This window comes from Comamonas nitrativorans (assembly GCF_042654765.1).
GTDB lineage: Bacteria > Pseudomonadota > Gammaproteobacteria > Burkholderiales > Burkholderiaceae_C > Comamonas > Comamonas nitrativorans.
The window spans coordinates 47149-67652 of sequence record NZ_JBHSEW010000012.1 but is presented as its reverse complement, the minus strand read 5'-3'; the positions used below and the strand labels follow the sequence as shown (position 1 = coordinate 67652).

At 66.7% G+C, this 20504-nt stretch carries 16 protein-coding genes and 2 tRNA genes; 8 read left to right on the top strand and 10 right to left on the bottom strand.

The genetic code is table 11. The features are described from left to right. Positions 1–192 precede the first annotated feature (192 nt). The 4 genes from ACFO3A_RS13355 to ACFO3A_RS13340 are packed head-to-tail and all read left to right on the top strand — an operon-like array spanning position 193 to position 3091. Complete coding sequence (locus ACFO3A_RS13355) at positions 193–1533, top strand: FAD-dependent oxidoreductase (RefSeq protein WP_377727304.1); 1341 nt, start codon at positions 193–195, stop codon at positions 1531–1533. Positions 1534–1565: 32 nt separating this feature from the next. Continuing rightward, the gene (locus tag ACFO3A_RS13350; protein ID WP_377727247.1) at positions 1566–2060 is read left to right on the top strand and encodes a thiosulfate oxidation carrier protein SoxY; all 495 of its coding nucleotides are present in this window, start codon (positions 1566–1568) and stop codon (positions 2058–2060) included. A 21-nt stretch (positions 2061–2081) separates the two neighbouring features. After that, a complete protein-coding gene (soxZ, locus tag ACFO3A_RS13345; protein WP_377727302.1) occupies positions 2082–2411 on the top strand; it encodes a thiosulfate oxidation carrier complex protein SoxZ in 330 nt (109 codons plus the stop codon). A gap of 29 nt (positions 2412–2440) precedes the next feature. Beyond that, on the top strand, positions 2441–3091 hold the full coding sequence (locus tag ACFO3A_RS13340; RefSeq protein ID WP_377727244.1) for a GDSL-type esterase/lipase family protein: 651 nt from the start codon (positions 2441–2443) through the stop codon (positions 3089–3091). A 9-nt stretch (positions 3092–3100) separates the two neighbouring features. Here ACFO3A_RS13340 and ACFO3A_RS13335 read toward each other — a convergent pair whose 3' ends face one another. Together ACFO3A_RS13335 and ACFO3A_RS13330 are read right to left on the bottom strand one after the other, a co-directional pair. After that, on the bottom strand, positions 3101–4012 hold the full coding sequence (locus ACFO3A_RS13335) for a bestrophin family protein (RefSeq protein WP_377727242.1): 912 nt from the start codon (positions 4010–4012) through the stop codon (positions 3101–3103). 77 nt (positions 4013–4089) lie between these two features. Continuing rightward, positions 4090–4974 carry a class I SAM-dependent methyltransferase gene (locus ACFO3A_RS13330; RefSeq protein WP_377727240.1) on the bottom strand — a complete coding sequence of 295 codons (885 nt, stop codon included), beginning with the start codon at positions 4972–4974 and terminating at the stop codon, positions 4090–4092. Positions 4975–5140: 166 nt separating this feature from the next. On the opposite strand from ACFO3A_RS13330, the gene ACFO3A_RS13325 reads away from it, so the two are divergent. Continuing rightward, positions 5141–6748: a SulP family inorganic anion transporter gene (locus tag ACFO3A_RS13325; RefSeq protein ID WP_377727238.1), complete on the top strand. Its 1608-nt coding sequence runs from the start codon at positions 5141–5143 to the stop codon at positions 6746–6748. 76 nt (positions 6749–6824) lie between these two features. Here the strand turns inward: ACFO3A_RS13325 and ACFO3A_RS13320 are convergent, their stop codons facing one another. Both ACFO3A_RS13320 and ACFO3A_RS13315 read right to left on the bottom strand, forming a co-directional pair. After that, the gene (locus tag ACFO3A_RS13320; RefSeq protein ID WP_377727236.1) at positions 6825–7211 is read right to left on the bottom strand and encodes a nuclear transport factor 2 family protein; all 387 of its coding nucleotides are present in this window, start codon (positions 7209–7211) and stop codon (positions 6825–6827) included. A 186-nt stretch (positions 7212–7397) separates the two neighbouring features. After that, complete coding sequence (locus tag ACFO3A_RS13315) at positions 7398–8045, bottom strand: CBS domain-containing protein (protein WP_377727234.1); 648 nt, start codon at positions 8043–8045, stop codon at positions 7398–7400. A gap of 133 nt (positions 8046–8178) precedes the next feature. Between ACFO3A_RS13315 and serS the strand changes: the two genes are divergently transcribed. From serS to ACFO3A_RS13300, 3 genes are all read left to right on the top strand, one after another. Then, positions 8179–9495, top strand: coding sequence for a serine--tRNA ligase (gene serS, locus ACFO3A_RS13310; RefSeq protein ID WP_377727231.1), 1317 nt, complete (start codon positions 8179–8181; stop codon positions 9493–9495). Positions 9496–9548: 53 nt separating this feature from the next. Further along, positions 9549–9638, top strand: a tRNA-Ser gene (locus tag ACFO3A_RS13305). 17 nt (positions 9639–9655) lie between these two features. Beyond that, positions 9656–9732: transfer RNA gene (locus tag ACFO3A_RS13300), tRNA-Arg, on the top strand. Between the two features lie 61 nt (positions 9733–9793). Here the strand turns inward: ACFO3A_RS13300 and dapF are convergent. The 6 genes from dapF to ACFO3A_RS13270 form a co-directional block, all read right to left on the bottom strand. Continuing rightward, positions 9794–10690, bottom strand: coding sequence for a diaminopimelate epimerase (gene dapF / locus ACFO3A_RS13295; protein WP_377727300.1), 897 nt, complete (start codon positions 10688–10690; stop codon positions 9794–9796). 5 nt (positions 10691–10695) lie between these two features. Continuing rightward, positions 10696–11538: an ammonia-dependent NAD(+) synthetase gene (gene nadE / locus ACFO3A_RS13290; RefSeq protein ID WP_377727228.1), complete on the bottom strand. Its 843-nt coding sequence runs from the start codon at positions 11536–11538 to the stop codon at positions 10696–10698. Then, positions 11535–12794: a diaminopimelate decarboxylase gene (locus ACFO3A_RS13285; RefSeq protein WP_377727226.1), complete on the bottom strand. Its 1260-nt coding sequence runs from the start codon at positions 12792–12794 to the stop codon at positions 11535–11537. Before ACFO3A_RS13285 ends, nadE begins: the two co-directional genes overlap by 4 nt. A 23-nt stretch (positions 12795–12817) precedes the next feature. Then, a complete protein-coding gene (locus tag ACFO3A_RS13280; protein WP_377727223.1) occupies positions 12818–14041 on the bottom strand; it encodes an LL-diaminopimelate aminotransferase in 1224 nt (407 codons plus the stop codon). A gap of 143 nt (positions 14042–14184) precedes the next feature. Beyond that, on the bottom strand, positions 14185–15639 hold the full coding sequence (locus ACFO3A_RS13275; protein ID WP_377727221.1) for a glutamate synthase subunit beta: 1455 nt from the start codon (positions 15637–15639) through the stop codon (positions 14185–14187). 20 nt (positions 15640–15659) lie between these two features. Beyond that, a complete protein-coding gene (locus tag ACFO3A_RS13270) occupies positions 15660–20363 on the bottom strand; it encodes a glutamate synthase-related protein (protein ID WP_377727218.1) in 4704 nt (1567 codons plus the stop codon). Positions 20364–20504 lie beyond the last annotated feature (141 nt).

The following is a 20504-nucleotide window of genomic DNA, read 5'->3' as shown; positions in this document are numbered from 1 at the left end:
CCGGCTGACAGCTCTGCTTGTGCCGCGTCGCGGCCAAGAGGGGAACGCACTGCACGCAAGGACGATGTTCCACATGGTCTGGCCGGATACCCCTTTGCACACCTTGCTGGCGCAAGCTTTGCGCCAACGCCTGCACGCACCGGCTTGTCGCCTGGAAAAACCCATACCCCGCTACAAGGAAGAAGTATGACCATGCAACGCCGTCACTTTCTGATGACCCCGCCGGCCCTGGCGCTGGGCGCAGCCGCCGCCACGGCCCCGATCGCCACCCTGGCCGCCCCCACCATCATGACCCCGCAGTCACGCATCCTGCCGCGCCAGGGCAAAAAGCCGCGCATCGTGATCTGCGGCGGCGGCTGGGGCGGGATGACGGCGGCACGCTATCTGCGCGAGCTGATTCCCGATTCCGACGTGGTGCTGCTGGAACGCAACCCCACGTTCTGGTCCGGCCCCATGAGCAACAAGTGGCTGATCGACATCGTGAACACCGATTTCATCAACCACGACATGCTGCACCCGGCCAACAAGTACGGCTACCAGTTGCTGCAAACCGAAGTGACCGGCTTCGAGCGCGACAAGAAGCTGGTGCGCACCGCCCACGGCCTGGTCGAGTATGACTATCTGATTCTGTCCGGCGGTATCCGCAACGATTACGAAGCCTGGTTCGGCAACGACCAGAAGGCCATCGACTACACGCGCAAGCACTTCCCCAACGCCTACATCCCCAACCAGGAGATGCTGGCGCTCAAGCGCAAGGTGAAAAACTTCAAGGGCGGCACGCTGGTCATGACCCTGCCGCCGCCGCCGCACCGCTGCCCGCCTTCGCCCTACGAACGGGCCTGCCTGATCGCCTGGCACATCAAGAAGAACAAGATTCCGGGCAAGATCCTCATCCTCGACCCCAAGCCGAAAATCGCCCCCATCGGCGTAGGCTACAAGCAGGCCTTCGAGGAGCTGTACCCGGACATCATCACCCACGTGCCCAATGCCCGGGTGCAGGAGCTGGATCCGTTCAAGAAAAAGATCAAGACCTCTGCCGGGGAATTCGATTTCGACGATGCCATCCTCATGCCCCCGCACCAGGCCGCCGAGATGGTCTGGGCCGCCGACCTGATCGGCAAGACCCCCGAGGGCAAGCCCACCGGCTGGGCCGACATGAACGTGCGCTATTTCACCGCCAACGGCGATGACAGCGTGTACTTCGTCGGCGACCTGATGGGCGCCATCTCCGACCAGTTCGGCCACTATCCCAAGAGCGCCCACGTCGCCAACTACATTGGCCGCATCGTGGCCAAGAACATCGCCCAGCGCGTCGCCGGCAAGGAAGTCACCCCGCTGCTGCCCGACAACCTGTGCTACATGATGGTCAATGGCGACCCGCAGGAAGAAATCTCGGTGAAGTTCGAGTACGAAGTAGACCCGACCGGCAAGGTCATCCAGACGCAGATCGACATGGACGTGCGCAGCAGCGATCTGGTCAAGGAGGACTTCGCCTGGATCAACAGCCGTTTCAGCGACTTCCTGGGCATCTGAAAACCCCAGCCGCACCCACCATTGCAAGCGATATGACACCTTCTTCCCCTCGTATCACCCGCCGCGCGGTGGTCGGTGCCGCTGCCGCCACGCTGGCCCTGCCCGGCGTGGCGCTGGCGCAGGCACCGGCCCGGATTGCGCTGGTCGGCCCGCTGGCCCCCGACCCGGCGGCCTTCAAGCAGGCCCTGGCACAGTTCATCGGCAGCGCCACGCCCCAGGCCGAAGGGCTGCAACTGGACATCCCCGTGCTGGCCGACAACCCCAGCGCGGTGCCGATCAAGGCGCAAGTGACCCTGCCCATCACCGACCAGGACTGGTGCGAAGAACTGATGGTGCTGGCCGAACTCAACCCGATTCCACTGGCCTGCCGCGTCCGCTTTACCGCCGACACCGGCACGGCAGAAGCGGCGGTGCGCATCCGCCTGAGCCAGTCCCAGGCCGTCCACGTCCTGGCCCGCATGAAAAGCGGCAAGGTCCTGGCGGGCAAACAAACCATCACCGTGGCCGCCAGCGGCTGCGGAATGTAAGGAGGCCAGTCCGAGATGAGCATGAACAAACCGCCCCGCGTCTGGGTCAGCAACGAAAACCCCAAGGCGGGCGAAATTCTGCGCGTGCGTGCGCAGATCGAACACCCGATGGAAACGGGGCTGCGTACCGACCCTGCCACGGGCCAGCTCCGCCCGCGCCACATCCTGAACCACTTCGAGGCCAAGCTGGGCGATGCGCTGATCTTTGTCTGGGACCCAGGCACGTCGATTGCCCAGAATCCGTATATCGAATTTACCTTCAAGGCCCGCCGCAGCGGCCCGTTGCACCTGTTCTGGCAAGACGACCAGGGCGCCACCCTGTCGGCCAGCAAAACCATTACGGTCAGTTAGCCACCACTTTGCTTTCAGGAGTCCGACACATGACGTTGCCCACGCTTTTGCACCGCCGCCGCCTTCTTCTGGCCAGCACTGCGGCCATTGCGCTGGCCGCTTGCGGCAAACGCCAGCCCAAGGCCCAGGCACTGCCTGCCGAGGCCACGGTACTGGCCCTGGGCGACTCGCTCACCCAGGGGGTCGGTGCCAAGGCCGGTGAGGCCTGGCCCACCTTACTGGCCGAGCGCACGGGCTGGGACGTGATCAACGCGGGCATTTCGGGCGACACCAGCGCCCAGGCACTCGACCGACTGCCCGATCTGCTGGAGGAACACGCCCCCGCCCTGGTGGTGGTCAGCATTGGCGGCAACGATTTTCTGCGCCAGATGAGCGCCGATGCGGCGCAAGCCAATATCCGCCGCATCTGCCAGCAGGCCAAAGACAGCGGCGCCCAGGTGCTGCTGGTGGCAGTGCCGCAGTTTTCCCTGATCGCTGCGGGCACCGGGAGCCTGAGCGACCACCCGCTGTACGCCACCCTAGCCAAGGAACTGCAACTACCCCTGCTGGAAGGGGCCTGGGCCGAAGTGCTTTCCAAGCCCCAATGGCGCTCCGACCAGGTTCACGCCAATGCCGAGGGCTATGCCCACTTCAACGCAAAGCTGCTCGACTTTGCCCGCCAGCACGGCTGGCTGGCATAGCCGGCCCGCTCAAAGCAGCACGTAGTCTCGTGCCTGCGGGGTAGCGGTGCGGGGCGACTCGCCGACCAGTTCCAGCACCGAGGCTTCGATGGTGTGGGACATGGCGTTGAGCGCCAGGTCGTTCGCATCCTCGTCGAACGGGTTTTCGATCTCGGCACCCAGCGCCTCCAGGGCGAAGAAGGTGTAGGCGATAAAGCAGACGATGACCGGCGTCATCCAGCCGATCGTATCCAGCAGGCCAAACGGCAGCCAGAAGCAGTAGAGATAGATGCTGCGGTGCAGGATGACGGCGTAAGTAAACGGTATCGGCGTGCTGGCGATGCGCTCGCAGCCGCCCAAAGCCGTCCCCAACTGCTCCAGCGAGGTTTCCAACGCCGGAACCACAGGGGCCGGTATCTGGCCTGCGGCCAGCCGGTCGCGCAGCCACTCGCTGGCCATCAGTAGCAGCAGCGCAGGTTTGAATTGGGCCTGGGCCACGCGCTGGCATTCCACCGGGGTCAGAAAGCGGGCCATGTCGGCCTGCCCATCGGTGCCGCGCAACTGGTGCTTGAGCGCATGGGTGAATGCGCACAGCTTGAGCGCCAGCGGCTGGGCCTGCGCGGGGTCGCTGGTCAGCGACAGCGCCTGGCGCGTGAGCGAACGGGCCGCGTTCAGCACCGTGCCCCACAGGGTGCGGGCCTCCCAGTAACGGGCGTAGCTGGTGCTGTTGCGAAAGCCCAGAAAAATCGCCAGCGACAACCCCATGAGCGAAAACGGCACGAAGTTCAGCGACACCTTCCAGGCCAGCACCTGCCCGTGCAACACGGTGACGAGTACGGCAAACAGCGTTGTGGCAGCCAGCCGCGGGGCGATGATGGGCAGAACCGAGCCACGCAGGACAAACAACATGCGCAGCCAGTGCAAGGGGGGACGAACAATCATCGGGGCACCCGGAAAAGGCAAAGCTGCGATTGTGCCTCGCCTGCGCTACCGACTCGGCAGGCCGGTAACGATAGTGATTACTGCACCACCAGTTCGGCCAGCCCGTACAGCGGGGCGTTCTGGCCCCAGGGGTTCCACATCGCCTCCATGGCCACGCCCATCCAGCCGTGGCTGGGGGCCACGCTGTGCGACTGGCGCAATTGCAGGCGCGGGTGGCAGGCCGTCAGCTCCTGCATCTGGCCGATACCCCAATGGAATTGGGCCTGCGTGTGCCCGACGCTGGCGTGCCACCGGGCCTGGCCGACGGCACACCGCGCCATGGTGTCCAGCACCAGTACCGAGCCGGACGGTGCCACCTCGGCAAACCGCTGCAGCACAGCCCGCACCTCATCGGGCTGGAAGTACATCAGCACGCCTTCGCACAGCACGAAGAGCGGTTGCGCCAGTGCCCGCCTGGGCTGGCGCAGGCGCTGCCACCAATCGGCGGTTTGCAGATCAACCGTCGCGGCCCGCAGGCGCGGCGGCTGGGCGGGCAGGAGTTTTTTGCGCAACGCCATGACTTCGGGCAGATCGGCATCCATCCAGGTGTTGCTGCCGTTGTCCAGCCACTGGAAGTAGTGCGACAGGCCGCAGCCCAGGTTCAGCCCCCAGGCGTCGGGGTGGGCGGCAAAAAAAGCCTGCGCCAGATCGCGTATCAGGCGCGTGCGCCACAGCACGTTGAGAACGGTAGCGCGGTCGGCCAGGTAAGTCTGGCCGTCGATGTCCAGGGTTTGCAGCAGGCGGCTGGCCTGCACGTCGCCGCAGGCATGGCCCGGGTAAAGCGCCCCGCCCAGGGCGCGGGCCACCAGGGGAATGAGCAAGGTTTGCTGCACGGGGCTGAAGGCGGCGCACGCCAGGTGCGGCGCGGCACTGTGATGCCTGGGGGCGGTGTGGCCCATCGGCCAAGCCATTGCGTCGTTCATTCCACCTCCTTTCCGACCAAACGGTAGCCGCCGTGGTCAGCGCGATAATGGGCAGTTGCCACAGAGTTGCTGCGTGCGTTGCCCGATGCCATGCCAGCAACATTATGGCTTGTAAGCTTTTTGTCAGCATGAAGGGTTGACGCCTGTCAAACCCGGGATCACTTCTATGCACTTTCGTCCCCGCATCGTTACCAGCCTGGAAAACTACAACCGCCAGCGCCTGATTGGCGACCTGGGCGCCGGCGCCACTGTCGGCGTGGTGGCCTTACCGCTGGCGATGGCCTTTGCGATTGCCAGCGGCCTGCCGCCGCAGGCGGGGCTATGGACGGCCATCATCGGCGGGGCCTTGGTCGCCTTGCTGGGCGGCTCGAACGTGCAGATCGCCGGGCCGGCGGGGGCGTTCATCGTCATCGTCTACGGCATCGTGCAGCGCCACGGCGTGGGCGGCCTGCTGATCGCCACCTGCGGCGCGGGGGTGCTATTGATGCTGATGGGAATGCTGCGCCTGGGCAATCTGGTGCGCTTCGTGCCGGTGAGCATCATCATCGGCTTTACCAACGGCATTGCCGTGCTGATCGCCATCTCCCAGCTCAAGGATGCGCTGGGCCTGCCCATTGCCAAGATGCCAGGCGACTTTTTCGGCCAGATGCAGGCCATCGGCGGCCATTTGCCGCAGTGGAGCCCGACGGCGCTGGCCCTGAGCCTGGGCTGCGTGGCCCTGCTGTTCGTCTGGCCTTACCTGCTGCACCAGAAGTCGCCCATCCAGCGCCTGGACGGAGTGACGGTGCGCACCTTCGCCCGCCTGCCCGCGCCCGTGGTGGCCCTGGTGGCGCTGACGGCGCTGTCCTATTTCCTGAAGCTGCCGGTGGAAACCATCGGCAGCCGCTTTGGCGGTATTCCGCAGGAGCTGCCCGCTTTGGTATGGCCCGAACTGTCTTGGGACAGCGCCCGGCGCCTGCTGATGCCGACCATCACCATCGCCGCGCTGGGGGCCATCGAATCGCTGCTGTGCGCCCGCGTGGCCGATCAGCTGGCCACCGCCCCCAGCCACCGCAAGCACGACCCCAACCAGGAACTGCTGGCGCAGGGCGCGGCCAATTTTGTCGTGCCCTTCCTCGGCGGGATGCCGGTCACCGGCACCATCGCCCGCACGGTGACGAATTTGCGCTCGGGGGCCACCTCGCCCGTTTCCGGCCTGGTGCATTCGCTGATGCTGATGCTGATCGTGCTGCTGGCCGCGCCGCTGGCAGTGCATGTGCCGCTGGCCGTGCTGGCGGGGATTTTGCTGTTCGTCGCCTGGAACATGGGCGAATGGCACGAGTTCGTCCGCCTGCGCCAGTTCAGCAACCACTACCGCCTGCTGCTGCTGGGCACCTTCTTCCTGACCGTGGTATTCGACCTGATGGTGGCGGTGGAAGTGGGCCTGGTGCTGGCCTGCGTACTGTTCGTGCGGCGCATGGCCACGCTGTTCAAGGTTCATGCCACCAGCGCCGACGGCCTGCACTGGCGGCTGCACGGGGCGCTGTTCTTCGGCGCCACGGACAAGCTCGACGTACTCATGGAAGCCGCCCAGGCCGTGCCCGCCGGCAGCACCCTGACGCTGGACATGGCCGCCCTGTTTGCCCTGGACACGACCGGGGTGGATGCACTGGAGCAACTGCACAAGACCCTGGCACAGCGCGGCGCCCATCTGGCGCTGCGGGACATGCAGCCGCCCGTGCAGTCGCTGCTGGAGCGCTCCGGGCTGGCGGGCAAGCTGGCGCCGTCCGCATGACCTCCTCGCCCAAAAAAATGCCCGACGCAAAAGACGTCGGGCATTTTTTTATCGGCCTGGGCAGGCGCTGCGTGGCTCAAGCCCTGGGTTGAGCGTGGAAGGCCTTGTTGGCGATCTTCCAGCCCTGTTCGGTTTTCAGCAGCACGAAATAGTCGGTAAAGGTGGCAAAGCCATGCTCCAGCGTGATCTTGGCCATGGCGGCCGTGCCGACGATGTCCAGGCTGTCGATGCGCCGGCGGCGCTGGGCTTCATCGGCGGCAGGCTGGTTCTTGAAGCGCTGGCAGTAAAAATCCAGCTCCCACGAAATCAGCACACCGTCACGCATGCTTTCCAGCCGGGCGCCGGGCAGGAAGGCAGCACGCATGTGCGCAGCATCGTCTTCGGCATGGCCGCGCAGGTACAGCTCCAGCGGTTCGCGCACGGCGGCTTCTTCGGGGTGGTTGGTCAGGGGGTGAAAACTCATGGCGGTATCTCCTTGTCCCGCCAAGGATAGCGGCCAATTTGCACGCATTATTTGTATACAAGTTTAGAGAGTTTCCGCGAGCATAAATAAAAAAGTAGCTACTCCCGCAGAATTTAAAAGGTTTTCAGATAGATTTGTATCTGAAACCCTTTATTCATAAGCGGAAGAAGCTTCTCTTTTTTATTCCTATCCCCACATGTCCAGCGGCGGGTCGGCGGCCACGGCCCGCAGGATGTCGGTGCGGCTGACAAAGCCGGACAGCGTGCCCTGCGCATCGGTCACCGGCAGGCCGGGCAGGCCGGTGTCCATCAGCACATACGCCAGGCGGCGCAGGGCCGTGTCCTCCGAGACGGCGGGCACCGGCGTCACCATGACATCGGCCACGCGCCGCTGCGCCATCGCCGGGCTGGGGCTGCGGGCCAGCGACGGTGGGGCCATGTCGGCACGCAGCAGCAGGCCGACCACGCGGTCGCTGGCATTGACCACCGGCACCTGGCCCACCTGGTGCTGGCTCAGGATGTCCCAGGCGGCGGCCACGCTCATTTCCGGGTGGACGGTCAGGGCGCCCCGGGTCATCACGTCGGCCACCAGCTCCAGGCGGTGGCGCTCCTTGGGGGCGTCCTGACCATAGGCGCTGCGCAATTGGGCCGTCTGGCGCTGGGCGTTGGGGTCAGCGATATCGGTAGCGGGATGGCGGGCTTCGCGCTCCCGGATGTCGGCGGTGTTCGAGCGCAGCGCTGCTGGCCGGGCCACGCCGCGCACGGCGGCAATCTGGCTCAGGCGCTCGTGGCTGCCCTCGAACATCGGACCGTTGGTGTTGAAGACGTAGAACATGGCGTGCCTCCTGTGGCGCCGATGGTAGCCGCAGAGCCGTCCGGGAAGGCCTGCTGTCGTTGGCAATGGATGGCAAATCAGCGGCACAATCGGCGGTTTGCCGCCGTGCGGCCTGCTTTTGAAGAATCCTGCCATGCTAGACATCCTGCTGCTGCGCAAAGACCTGGACAGCGTCCTGGTGCGTCTTGCCACCCGTAAAAATCCCCAGCCCTATCTGAACGTCGAGGCTTTCCGCACCCTGGAAGCCGAACGCAAGACCCTGCAAACCCGCACCGAGGAGCTGCAAGCCCAGCGCAACCAGCTCTCCAAACAGATCGGCATGTTGATGGGCAAGGGCGAGAAGGACGCCGCCGAAGCCGCCAAGGCCCAGGTTGCCGCCTTCAAGGACGAGCTGGACGCCTCGGCCCAGCGCCTGGAAGCCCTCCAGGCCGAACTGGCTGCCCTGCTGCTGGCCGTGCCCAACCTGCCGCACGCCAGCGTGCCCGTCGGCGCGGGCGAAGACGACAACGTGGAAGTGCGCCGTTGGGGCACGCCGCGCAGCTTCGACTTCGAGGCCAAGGACCACGTGGACGTGGGCACGCCGCTGGGGCTGGACTTCGACATGGGCGTCAAGCTTTCGGGCGCCCGCTTTACCGTCATGCAGGGCGGCATCGCCCGCCTGCACCGCGCCCTGGCGCAATTCATGCTGGACGTGCAGACCCAGCAGCACGGCTACACCGAGTGCTACGTGCCCTACGCCGTGAATGCCGATTCCCTCAAGGGCACGGGCCAGTTGCCCAAGTTCGAGGAAGACCTGTTCGCCGCCAAGAAGGGCGGGCAGGACGGCGAGCCGGTGCCCGACCACTCGGCGCTGTACCTCATCCCCACCAGCGAAGTGCCGCTGACCAACTTCGTGCGCGACGAAGTGGTGGCCGAGGCCGAACTACCCATCCGCCTGACCGCGCATACGCCGTGCTTCCGCTCCGAAGCGGGCAGCTACGGGCGTGACACGCGCGGCATGATCCGCCAGCACCAGTTCGACAAGGTGGAAATGGTGCAGATCGTCCACCCCGAGAACAGCTACGCCGCGCTGGAGGAAATGACCGGCCACGCCGAAGCCATCCTGCAAAAACTGGGCCTGCCCTACCGTGTGATGAGCCTGTGTACCGGCGACATGGGCTTTGGCGCTGCCAAGACCTACGACCTGGAAGTGTGGCTGCCCGGCCAGGGCAAGTACCGCGAAATCAGCTCCATCTCCAACTGCGAAGACTTTCAGGCCCGCCGCCTGCAGGCGCGTTTCAAGAACGCCAAGGGCAAGAACGAGCTGGTACACACCCTGAACGGCTCCGGCCTGGCCGTGGGCCGCTGCCTGGTGGCCGTGCTGGAAAACTACCAGCAGGCCGACGGCAGCGTGACCATCCCCGAAGCCCTGCGCCCCTACATGGGCGGGCTGGAACGCCTGGCAGTGTGAATTTTTTTCGGGAAGCCGCAAAAATAAAGCTATAATTGCAGATTCCACGATGCGGAGAGGTGGCAGAGTGGTCGAATGTACCTGACTCGAAATCAGGCGTGGGGGCAACCTCACCGAGGGTTCGAATCCCTCCCTCTCCGCCAGTGACTGGTTTTTTCGTGCGGCTGTAGCTCAGCTGGATAGAGTACTTGGCTACGAACCAAGGGGTCGTGGGTTCGATTCCTGCCAGCCGCACCATATGCAAAGTCCTGAAGTGTTTTCACTTCAGGGCTTTTTGCTGTGTTCCTGCCGGGTTCTTCTACATAGCGGGCGGCATTTCGGGCCAATGCCACAGCCCTTCGTAGACCCGCGTGGCCGGGCCTTGCATGTGGACGTTGTGGCCTTCGCCCTGCCAATCGATCTGCAACGGGCCGCCGGGCAGCAGCACCGTGACCTGCCGGCCCAGCCAGCCCAGGCGCTGGCCGGCCACCACGGCGGCGCAGGCGCCGGTGCCGCAGGCCAGGGTTTCGCCCGTGCCGCGTTCGTAGACGCGCAGGCGGATGCGGTCGGGAGCCAGCACCTGCATGAAGCCGACGTTCACCCGGGCGGGAAAGCGCGGGTGCGATTCCAGCAGCGGCCCCAGCGTGGCGACGGGGGCGCTGTCCACGTCGGCCACGCGCAGCACGGCGTGCGGGTTGCCCATGTTCACCACCGCCAGTTCGACGGTCTTATCGCCCACGGCGACAGGGTAGAGCAGCGCGGGGGCCGGGGCGGTGAAGGGAATTTCCTGTGGCGAGCAGCGCGGCATGCCCATGTCTACCTGCACGTTGCCCGTGTCGGTGACGTGCAGCACGATGGTTCCGGCGCAGGTCTGCACGCGGATGCGGCGTTTGTCCGTCAGCCGCTGGTCGTGGACGAAGCGGGCAAAGCAGCGGGCGCCGTTGCCGCATTGTTCGACCTCGGAGCCATCGGCGTTGAAGATGCGGTAGCCGAAGTCCACGTCGGCGCTCGGCCCCGGCTCGACCACCAGCAACTGGTCGAAGCCGACGCCGAAATGCCGGTCGGCCATGGCGCGGATGTCCTCGGGCCGCAGGGCGATGGGCTGGCGCGTGGCGTCCAGCACCATGAAATCGTTGCCCAGGCCGTGCATTTTGGTGAAGGGCAAGGGTGGGTGCAGGGGCGGGCGGCGGGAAGTCGTGGTGTGCGTGGCGGTCATGGCTGTCATGGCGTGAGGGGCAGGGCGCGTTTGTGCCCGCTGGCTTCGTAGGCGGCGACGATGCGCTGGAAGGCCTCGGCATGGACCGGCTGGCCGTGCAGGAAGGCGTCGATCTGTTCGTAGCTGACGCCATAGGCGGCTTCGTCCGGGCGGCCCGGGGCGAGGTCTTCCAGATCGGCGGTGGGGGTTTTGTAGACCAGTTCGGTGGGGGCGCCCAGGTGGGCGGCCATCGCCCGCACCTGGCCTTTGACCAGGCCGCTCAAAGGTGCCAGATCGCAGGCGCCGTCGCCGAATTTGGTGAAGAAGCCCATCACCGCCTCGGCGGCGTGGTCGGTGCCGATGACCAGCCCGCCCGTGGCGTTGGCCAGGGCGTACTGCGCCACCATGCGCGTGCGGGCCTTGACGTTGCCCAGCACGAAGTCGCACCGCGCGGCGGGCAGGGCCAGCAGTTGGGGCAGCTGCGTGGCCAGGGCCTGCACGGCGTCCTGGATGGGGGCGGTGCATTCCTCGTCGGCGCGGATGAAGGCCAGGGCGGCGCGGGCGTCGGCCTCGTCGTGCTGCGTGCCGTAGGGCAGGCGCATGGCGATGAAGCGGTAGCGGCCATCCCCGGTGCGGTCACGCAGCGCCTGCACGGCCCGTTGCGCCAGCCGCCCGGCCACCAGCGAATCGACGCCGCCGCTGATGCCCAGCACCAGGGTGGTCAGGCCGCTGGCGTGCAGCGTGTCTTCGATGAAGACCTGCCGCCGCAGCACCTCCGCCGCCAGCGCGGCGGCGCTGGCAAACGGCGGCGTGACGCCCAGCACGGCGGCAATGGCGCTTTGGCGGGGATGCGGGCGCGGGTGGGTCATGGCTGCCACTCCTGCGCTGCGAAGTCCAGCGTGGCGAAGTAGTCCTGCAACGTCTCGGCGCGGCGGATGCGGGCGACGCTGCCGTCGCTGCGCAGCAACAGTTCCTGCGGGCGCAGTTTGCCGTTGTAGTTGAAGCCCATGGCGTGGCCGTGCGCCCCGGTGTCGTGGATGACCAGCAGGTCGCCGTCTTCCACCGGCGGCAGGGGGCGCTGCACGGCGAACTTGTCGTTGTTCTCGCACAGCGAGCCGACCACGTCCACCGGCGCATCTGCGGTGCTGGCAGCCTTGCCGACTACGTCGATGTGGTGGTAGGCGCCGTACATGCCGGGGCGCATCAGGGCGGACATGCAGGCGTCCACGCCGATGTAGGTGCGGTAGCTGTCCTTGCGGTTGATGGCGCGGGTCACCAGCACGCCGTGCGGGCCGGTGACGTAGCGCCCGCTTTCCATGTGCAGGGCAGGCGCATGGTCGTGGCGGGTGCGGAAGTCTTCCAGCAGCGCCTGCGCCTGTTGGCCCAGGGCGGCGACGTCGAAGGCTTCGTCGTCGGGCTGGTAGGGGATGCCCAGACCGCCGCCCATGTTGAGGAACTCCAGGCGGATGCCCAGCTCGGTTTGCACCCAGGCGGCGACGGACAGCAGCATCTCCACCGTCTGCACCATGTAGCGGTGGTCGCGCTCGTTCGAGGCCAGCATGGTGTGCAGGCCAAAGCGCCGCGCCCCTCGCGCCTGGGCGGCGCGAAAGGCGTCCAGCAACTGGTGGTGCGGCACGCCGTACTTGGCTTCCAGCGGGGTGCCGATGATGCTGTTGCCGCTGCGCTCGGCCCCGGGGTTGTAGCGGAAGCACACCAGCTCGGGCATCTGCGGCACCTTGGCGACCAGGCTGATGTCGTCCAGGTTCAGGATGCAGCCGCCGTCCTGCGCGGCCACGGCAAATTCCTCGGGCGAGGTGTTGTTGGAGGTGAACATGATCTCCTCGCCGCGTGCCCCCGCCTGGCGGGCCAGCACCAGCTCGGCGATGGAGCTGCAATCGAAGCCGCAGCCCAGCTCGCGCAGCAGCGCCAGGATGCGCGGGTTGGGCAGCGCCTTGACGGCGTAATACTCCTTGAATCCGGCCACTCCGGCAAAGGCGGCGTGCAGGCCGGCCACGGTGGCGCGGATGCCCGTTTCGTCGTACAGGTGAAACGGCGTGCCGAAGTGTTCGGCAATCGCCGGCAGTTGCGGGTACAGGCGCTGGCGCAAGTCGTTGGCAATGGGCATGGTGGATTGTCTTTCTGCTTTCTTTATTGAAGCGCCGTGCGGATGCGCTGCAAGGCGTTGGCGACGTTTTCGGCGCTGTTGAAGGCACTGATGCGCACATGCTGCTGGCCGCAGCGGCCAAAGCCCACGCCGGGCGTGCAGACCACGCCGGCGCGGTTCAGCAGCAGGTCGAAGAACTCCCAGGCGTCGCGCCCGGTGTCGATCCAGACGTAGGGCGCGTTCTCGCCCCCGGTGCAGGCAAAGCCCATGCTTTCAAAGGCGCTGCGGATGGTGCGGGCGTTGGCCAGGTAATCGTCGATCAGTGCCCGCACCTGCTGCTGCCCCTCGGTGCTGTAGACCGCTTCGGCAGCGCGTTGCACGGGGTAGGAGACGCCGTTGAACTTGGTCGTGTGCCGCCGCATCCACAGCGGGTGCAGGGGCACGCGCTGGCCGTCGGCATCCCAGGCCATGCACTCCTTGGGCACGACGGTGTAGGCGCAGCGCAGGCCGGTGAAGCCCGCCGTTTTGGAAAAGCTGCGGAACTCGATCGCCACCTCGCGGGCGCCGGGGATTTCGTAGATGGAGTGCGGCAGATCGGGGTCGCGGATGAAGGCCTCGTACGCCGCATCGAACAAAATCAGCGCCCGGTTCTGGCGGGCGTAATCCACCCAGGCGGCCAGTTGTTCGCGCGTGGCGGTGGCGCCGGTGGGGTTGTTGGGGAAGCACAGGTAGATCAGGTCGACCGGTTCGCTGGGCAGGGCGGGCACGTAGCCGTTGGCGGCGGTGCTGTCCAGGTAGACGAAGCCGGGGTAGCGCCCGTCCGCCGCCGCTGCCGTGCGCCCGGCCATGACGTTGGTGTCCACGTACACCGGGTACACCGGGTCGGGGATGGCCACGCGCACGTCGGCGGCAAAAATCTCCTGGATGTTGCCGGTGTCGGACTTGGCCCCGTCGCTGACGAAGACCTCGTCCGCATCCACCTCGGCCCCGCGGGCGCGGAAATCGTGGGCGGCAATCACCTTGCGCAGAAAGTCGTAACCCTGCTCCGGCCCGTAGCCGCGAAAGCTGGCGGCATTCGCCATCTCGTCGGTGGCGTGGTGCAGGGCGGCGATGCAGGCCGCAGGCAGCGGCTGGGTCACGTCGCCAATGCCCAGGCGGATCAGGTGCTTGTCCGGGTGCTGCTGCTGGAAGGTGCCGACGCGCTTGGCGATGTCGGCAAACAGGTAGTTGGCTTGCAGCTTCTGGTAGTGGGGGTTGATGCGAATCATGGGGTGGTTCCGTTCTTGTTGGGATAAAACAGTAGCTTTTACCGCTTGAAATGATTAGTTTTCAGATATGAATGATGCTGAAATCCAATGATTGAAATCGGAAGAAGCTACTGAATTTGATAGTTTGCGCCATCACCGGGCCATTACCGGGGCAGCTGGCTGCTGCCTATCAGAAAATCATCCACGGCACGGGCGGCCTGCCGCCCTTCGCGGATGGCCCAGACGATGAGCGACTGGCCCCGGCGCATGTCGCCCGCCGCAAACACGCGGGGCACGCTGGTGGCGTAGCCGCCCACCACACCGGTGCCCGCCTGGGCGTTGCCGCGTGCGTCGGTGGCCACGCCCAACTGCGCCAGCAGCTCGGGCCGGGGGCCGGTAAAGCCCATGGCCAGCAGCACCAGGTCGGCAGGCCAATGCTGCTCGGTGCCGGCCACCTCGGTCAGCCGCCCGTCCTGCATCTGCACGCGCACGGTGGTCAGGCCCGTGACGCGCCCGGCTTCGCCCACAAACGCCTTGGTGGCAATGGCAAATTCGCGCTCGCAACCCTCCTGGTGGCTGGACGAGGTGCGCAGCTTGATCGGCCAATAGGGCCACGTCAGCGCCTTGTTTTCCTGCTCTGGCGGCATGGGCAGCAGCTCGAACTGCACCACGCTGGCCGCGCCCTGGCGGTTGGCGGTGCCGACGCAATCCGACCCCGTATCGCCGCCGCCGATGACGATGACGTGCTTGCCCCCGGCGTCGATCTGCGCAGGCGGCGGCGTGCCCGCATTGGCGCGGTTTTGCTGCGGCAGGTACTCCATGGCGAAATGCACGCCGGCCAGATCGCGCCCCGGCACGGGCAGGTCGCGCGAGGCTTCGGCACCGCCGGCCAGCAGCAGGGCGTCGAATGCGCCGTGCAGCTCCTCGGGCGTGACCACGGTGACGCCTTCCGGGGCCTCCTGCGGCGCACCGACCAGGGTGCTGGTGCGGAACACCACGCCTTCGGCGGCCAGCTGGGTGATGCGCCGGTCGATGTGCGTTTTTTCCAGTTTGAAGTCGGGGATGCCGAAGCGCAGCAGGCCGCCGGGGCGCTCGTTTTTCTCGAACACCGTCACCGCGTGACCGGCGCGGGCCAGTTGCTGCGCCGCCGCCAGCCCGGCCGGGCCCGAGCCGATGACGGCCACGCGCTTGCCGCTGGCCTGCGCCGCCGGTTGCGGCAGCACCCAACCTTCGTCCCACGCGCGGTCGATGATGGCGTGTTCGATGGACTTGATGCCCACCGGCAGGGTGTTGATGTTCAGCGTGCAGGCCGCTTCGCACGGCGCGGGGCAGATGCGGCCCGTGAACTCGGGGAAGTTGTTGGTGGCGTGCAGCACGGTGCTGGCGCGTTGCCAGTCATCGCGGTAGACCAGATCGTTGAAGTCCGGAATCACGTTGTTCACCGGGCAGCCGTTGTGGCAGAAGGGCGTGCCGCAGTCCATGCAGCGGGCACCTTGCTGGCGGGCCTGTTCGGGGCTGAGGTGCTGCACGAACTCGCGGTGGTGGCGCAGGCGCAGTTCCACGCGCTCGCTGCTTTCCTCGATGCGGGCAAATTCCAAGAATCCTGTGATTTTTCCCATGATGGTGTTCCTTGTTCGGTTCAGGCCAGGGCGGCAGCTTCGGCAGCCTCGGTGGTGGGCGCTTGCTGCGCAGCCAGGGCGCGGCGGTATTCGTGCGGGAACACTTTCACGAAGCGCCCGCGCACGGCAGGCCATTGGGCCAGGAGGGCAGCGGCCTGGGCCGAGCCGGTGAGCGTCTGGTGCTGTTCCAGCAGGCCCAGCAGCAGGGCTTCATCTGTCTGGCCCTGGTGCAGGGGAATGCCTGCGGCGGTCTGTTCGGCAGCGGGCAGCACGGCATCCAGCGCCACCTGGGCCTGGTTGCAGCGCCCGGCAAAGCTGCCGTCCGCGTCGTACACGTAGGCCACGCCGCCGGACATGCCGGCGGCAAAGTTGCGCCCCGTGGCGCCCAGCACCAGCACGGTGCCGCCGGTCATGTATTCGCAGCCGTGGTCGCCCGTGCCTTCCACCACCGCGCTGGCGCCGGACAGGCGCACGGCAAAGCGCTCGCCCGCCACCCCGGCAAAGAAGGCCTGGCCGGAGGTGGCGCCGTACAGCACGGTGTTGCCGACGATGATGTTCTGTGCTGCATCGCCCCGGAAGTCGGCGTGCGGGCGCACCACCAGTTGCCCGCCGGACAGGCCCTTGCCGGTGTAGTCGTTGGCCTGCCCCGTCAGGTCGAAGGCGATGCCCCGGGCCAGGAAGGCGCCGAAGCTCTGCCCGCCCGTGCCCTCGAACCGCACCTGCAGGCTGCCGTCGGGCAGGCCGTCCGGGTGGCGGCGGATGAGTTCGCCGGACAGCATCGCGCCCACCGAGCGGTTTACGTTGCGGGCCTGCACGCTGATGTGCTGCGGCTGGCCGTGCAGCAGCGTTGCCTGCGCCTGGGCGATGAGCTGCTGGTCGAGGGCGTTTTCCAGCCCGTGCGCCTGCACGTCCACATGCTTGCGCGGCACTTCGGCGGGAGCGGGGGCCAGGGCCAGCACGCGGCTGAAGTCCAGGCCCCGGCTTTTCCAGTGCGCAATGCCCTTGCGGGTGTCGAGCAGGTCGGCGCGGCCGATCAGGTCGTCGAAGCGGCGCACGCCCAGTTGCGCCATCAGGCGGCGGGCTTCCTCGGCGATGAAGAAGAAGAAGTTCACCACGTCCTCGGGCTTGCCGGAGAAGCGCTGGCGCAGCACCGGGTCTTGCGTGGCCACGCCCACAGGGCAGGTGTTCAGGTGGCACTTGCGCATCATGATGCAGCCCGACACCACCAGCGGCGCGGTGGCAAAGCCGAACTCGTCCGCGCCCAGCAGGGCGGCAATCACCACGTCGCGCCCGGTTTTGAGCTGGCCGTCGGCCTGCACGCGCACGCGGCCGCGCAGGCGGTTCAGCACCAGGGTCTGCTGGGTTTCGGCCAGCCCCAGCTCCCACGGCGTGCCGGCGTGCTTGATGGACGACCAGGGCGATGCGCCCGTGCCGCCGTCATGCCCGGCGATCACGATGTGGTCGGCCTTGGCCTTGGCGACACCGGCGGCAATCGTGCCCACGCCGACTTCGGACACCAGCTTGACCGACACGTCGGCTTGCGGGTTGACGTTCTTCAGGTCATGGATGAGCTGGGCCAGGTCCTCGATGGAATAAATGTCGTGGTGCGGCGGTGGCGAGATCAGCCCCACGCCCGGCACCGAGTGGCGCAGCCGCCCGATGTAGTCGGACACCTTGCCGCCGGGCAACTGCCCGCCCTCGCCGGGCTTGGCCCCCTGCGCCATCTTGATCTGAATCTGGTCGGCCGATACCAGGTAGCCCGTGGTCACGCCAAAGCGCCCGGACGCCACCTGCTTGATCTTGGAGCGCAGGCTGTCGCCCGCCTGCAAGTCGTAGTCGGCCTCGACCACGTCGCCGCCCAGCACCTGCGACAGGCGCGTGCCCTTGGTGATGGAGATGCCGCGCAGCTCCTGGCGGTAGCGGGCCGGGTCTTCGCCGCCCTCGCCGGTGTTGCTCTTGCCGCCGATGCGGTTCATGGCAATGGCCAGATTGACGTGCGCCTCGGTGGAGATGGAACCCAGGCTCATGGCCCCGGTGGCAAAGCGCTTGACGATGTCCGCCGCAGGCTCCACTTCGTCCAGCGGCACGGCCCGGGCCGGGTCGATCTTCAGCGCGAACAGGCCGCGCAGCGTCATCTGGCGCTCGCTCTGGTCGTTGATGATGCGGGCGTATTCCTCGAAGCTTTCGTAGCGGCCCGCGCGGGTGCTGTGTTGCAGCTTGGCGATGGCGTCGGGCGTCCACATGTGTTCCTCGCCGTTGGCCCGCCAGGCGTATTCGCCGCCCGCGTCCATCAGCGGCTGCAATGCCGGGTTGCGGGCATAGGCGGCACGGTGGTGGCGCAGGGCCTCTTCGGCCACGTCGAAGATGCCGATGCCGCCGATCTGGCTGGCCGTGCCGTGGAAGTATTTGTCCACCAGCGCCGCGCTCAGGCCCACGGCCTCGAAGATTTGCGCCCCGCAGTACGACATGTAGGTGCTGATGCCCATCTTGGACATGATCTTGGACAGCCCCTTGCCCACGGCCTTGATGAAGTGCGCCTGTGCCTTTTCCGGCGTGGTGCCCAGGCCGGGGGCCATCTGCGCCAGGCTTTCCAGCGCCAGCCAGGGGTGGACGGCTTCGGCGCCGTAACCGGCCAGCACGGCGAAGTGGTGTACCTCGCGGGCGCTGCCGGTTTCCACCACCAGCCCGGCAGAGGTGCGCAGCCCTTCGCGCACCAGATGGTGGTGGATGGCGGACAGCGCCAGCAGTGCCGGAATGGCCACGCGGTCGTCGCGCATCCCCCGGTCGGTCAGGATGAGGATGTTGCTGCCCGTCTGGATGGTCTGCACCGCCATGGAGCATAGCGAGGCCAGCCGTGCCTCGATGCCGTCGGCGCCCCATTGCGCGGGGTAGGTGATGTCGATCTCGCAGCTGCGCAGCTTGCCGCCGGTGTGCAGCTCGATCTGGCGCAGCCGCGCCATGGCGTCGAAATCCAGCACCGGCTGGCCCACTTCCAGGCGCAGCGGCGGGTTTACGGCGTTGATGTCCAGCAGGTTCGGGCGCGGGCCGATGAAGGACACCAGCGACATCACCACCGCCTCGCGGATGGGGTCGATGGGCGGGTTGGTCACTTGCGCGAACAACTGGCGGAAGTAATGGGTCAGCGGCTTGCTGCGCTGCGACAGCACGGCCAGCGGCGCGTCGTTGCCCATGGAGCCGATGCCTTCCTCGCCATTGAGCGCCATGGGCGCGAGCAGCAGGTGCAGATCTTCCTGGCTGTAGCCGAACGCCTGTTGCAGCGTGTTCAGCGCATCGGCTTGCAGGCTCGGGGCGCCGCCCTGGGTGGGGATGCCGTCCAGGCGCACGCGCACGTTGTCGATCCACTGCCGGTAGGGGCGGGCGTGGGCGTACTGGCGCTTGAGTTCGCCGTCTTCGATGATGCGGCCCTGCTCCAGGTCGATCAGGAACATGCGTCCCGGTTGCAGGCGCCATTTGCGCACGATGCGCTCTTCGGCAATCGGCAGCACGCCCGCTTCGGAGGCCAGCACCACCAGATCGTCGTCGGTGACGATGAAGCGGGCCGGGCGCAGGCCGTTGCGGTCCAGTGTCGCGCCGATCTGGCGGCCATCGGTAAAGACCATGGCGGCCGGGCCGTCCCAGGGTTCGAGCATGGCGGCGTGGTACTCGTAGAAGGCGCGTTGCTGCGCGTCCATCAGCGTGTGCTGCTCCCAGGCTTCGGGAATCATCATCATGATGGCCTGGGCCAGCGGGTAGCCGGCCATGACCAGCAGCTCCAGCGTGTTGTCGAAGGTGGCGGTGTCGGACTGCCCTTCCATGGTGATGGGGTAGAGCTTGGCCAGATCGGCGCCCAGCACGGGCGAGCGCATCACGCCTTCACGCGCCCGCATCCAGTTGAAGTTGCCCTTGACGGTGTTGATCTCGCCGTTGTGCGCCACCATGCGGTAGGGGTGGGCCAGTGGCCAGGAGGGGAAGGTGTTGGTCGAAAAGCGCTGATGCACCAGCGCCAGGGCGGACACCACGCGCTCGTCCTGTAAGTCCAGATAGTACTTGCCCACCTGATCGGCCAGCAGCAGCCCCTTGTAGATCACCGTGCGGCAGGACATGCTGGGCACGTAGTATTCCGCGCTGTGCGTCAGTTGCAGGCCGGTGATGCGGGCCGAGGCCGTCTTGCGGATGACGTAGAGCTTGCGCTCCAGCGCATCGGGCACCAGCACGTCGCCGCCCCGGCCAATGAACACCTGGCGCATGATCGGCTCGCACGAGCGCACGGCGGGCGATATGGGCAAGTCGGTGTTCACCGGCACGTTGCGCCAGCCCAGCAGCACCTGGCCTTCGGCCGCAATGGCGCGTTCCAGCTCGCGCACGCAGGCCTGGCGCGAGGCCGCTTCCTTGGGCAAAAACACCATGCCCACGCCGTATTCGCCGGGCGGCGGCAGTTGCACGCCCTGGCGGGCCATCTCGGCGCGGTAGAAGGCGTCGGGGATTTGAATCAGCAGACCCGCGCCGTCGCCCATCAGCGGGTCGGCGCCGACGGCGCCCCGGTGGTCGAGGTTTTCCAGAATCTGCAACCCCTGCGCCACGATGGCGTGCGAGGCCTCGCCCTTCAAATGAGCGACGAAGCCGACGCCGCAGGCATCGTGTTCGGCATTGGCGTACAGGCCCTGGGCGTGGGCGCTGTGGATTTCTTCGGGGGTCGGTAAAACCGTCTGGGTCGTCTCGGTCATAGCAGGGCCACTTTGTTGGTACGAAGGGAAAAGGGTTCTTCCCGTAGTTAGCAAACACCGTGCCAGGTTGAAGAATCGGCCACGTCCCCCTGTGACTGCACGCATGGCGTGCGCTGCGGTGCCGCCGTGCCCCATGCCATG

Excerpts from the sequence above, each read along its gene's own strand:
- ACFO3A_RS13340 (WP_377727244.1), top strand. The coding sequence starts at position 2,441 with ATGACGTTGCCCACGCTTTTGCACCGCCGCCGCCTTCTTCTGGCCAGC.
- ACFO3A_RS13315 (WP_377727234.1), bottom strand. The coding sequence starts at position 8,045 with ATGTTCTACGTCTTCAACACCAACGGTCCGATGTTCGAGGGCAGCCAC.
- ACFO3A_RS13275 (WP_377727221.1), bottom strand. The coding sequence starts at position 15,639 with ATGGGAAAAATCACAGGATTCTTGGAATTTGCCCGCATCGAGGAAAGC.
- ACFO3A_RS13280 (WP_377727223.1), bottom strand. The coding sequence starts at position 14,041 with ATGATTCGCATCAACCCCCACTACCAGAAGCTGCAAGCCAACTACCTG.
- ACFO3A_RS13330 (WP_377727240.1), bottom strand. The coding sequence starts at position 4,974 with ATGAACGACGCAATGGCTTGGCCGATGGGCCACACCGCCCCCAGGCAT.
- nadE (WP_377727228.1), bottom strand. The coding sequence starts at position 11,538 with ATGACCCACCCGCGCCCGCATCCCCGCCAAAGCGCCATTGCCGCCGTG.
- ACFO3A_RS13320 (WP_377727236.1), bottom strand. The coding sequence starts at position 7,211 with ATGAGTTTTCACCCCCTGACCAACCACCCCGAAGAAGCCGCCGTGCGC.
- ACFO3A_RS13325 (WP_377727238.1), top strand. The coding sequence starts at position 5,141 with ATGCACTTTCGTCCCCGCATCGTTACCAGCCTGGAAAACTACAACCGC.
- ACFO3A_RS13350 (WP_377727247.1), top strand. The coding sequence starts at position 1,566 with ATGACACCTTCTTCCCCTCGTATCACCCGCCGCGCGGTGGTCGGTGCC.
- dapF (WP_377727300.1), bottom strand. The coding sequence starts at position 10,690 with ATGACCGCCACGCACACCACGACTTCCCGCCGCCCGCCCCTGCACCCA.
- ACFO3A_RS13355 (WP_377727304.1), top strand. The coding sequence starts at position 193 with ATGCAACGCCGTCACTTTCTGATGACCCCGCCGGCCCTGGCGCTGGGC.
- soxZ (WP_377727302.1), top strand. The coding sequence starts at position 2,082 with ATGAACAAACCGCCCCGCGTCTGGGTCAGCAACGAAAACCCCAAGGCG.
- ACFO3A_RS13285 (WP_377727226.1), bottom strand. The coding sequence starts at position 12,794 with ATGCCCATTGCCAACGACTTGCGCCAGCGCCTGTACCCGCAACTGCCG.
- ACFO3A_RS13335 (WP_377727242.1), bottom strand. The coding sequence starts at position 4,012 with ATGATTGTTCGTCCCCCCTTGCACTGGCTGCGCATGTTGTTTGTCCTG.
- serS (WP_377727231.1), top strand. The coding sequence starts at position 8,179 with ATGCTAGACATCCTGCTGCTGCGCAAAGACCTGGACAGCGTCCTGGTG.
- ACFO3A_RS13270 (WP_377727218.1), bottom strand. The coding sequence starts at position 20,363 with ATGACCGAGACGACCCAGACGGTTTTACCGACCCCCGAAGAAATCCAC.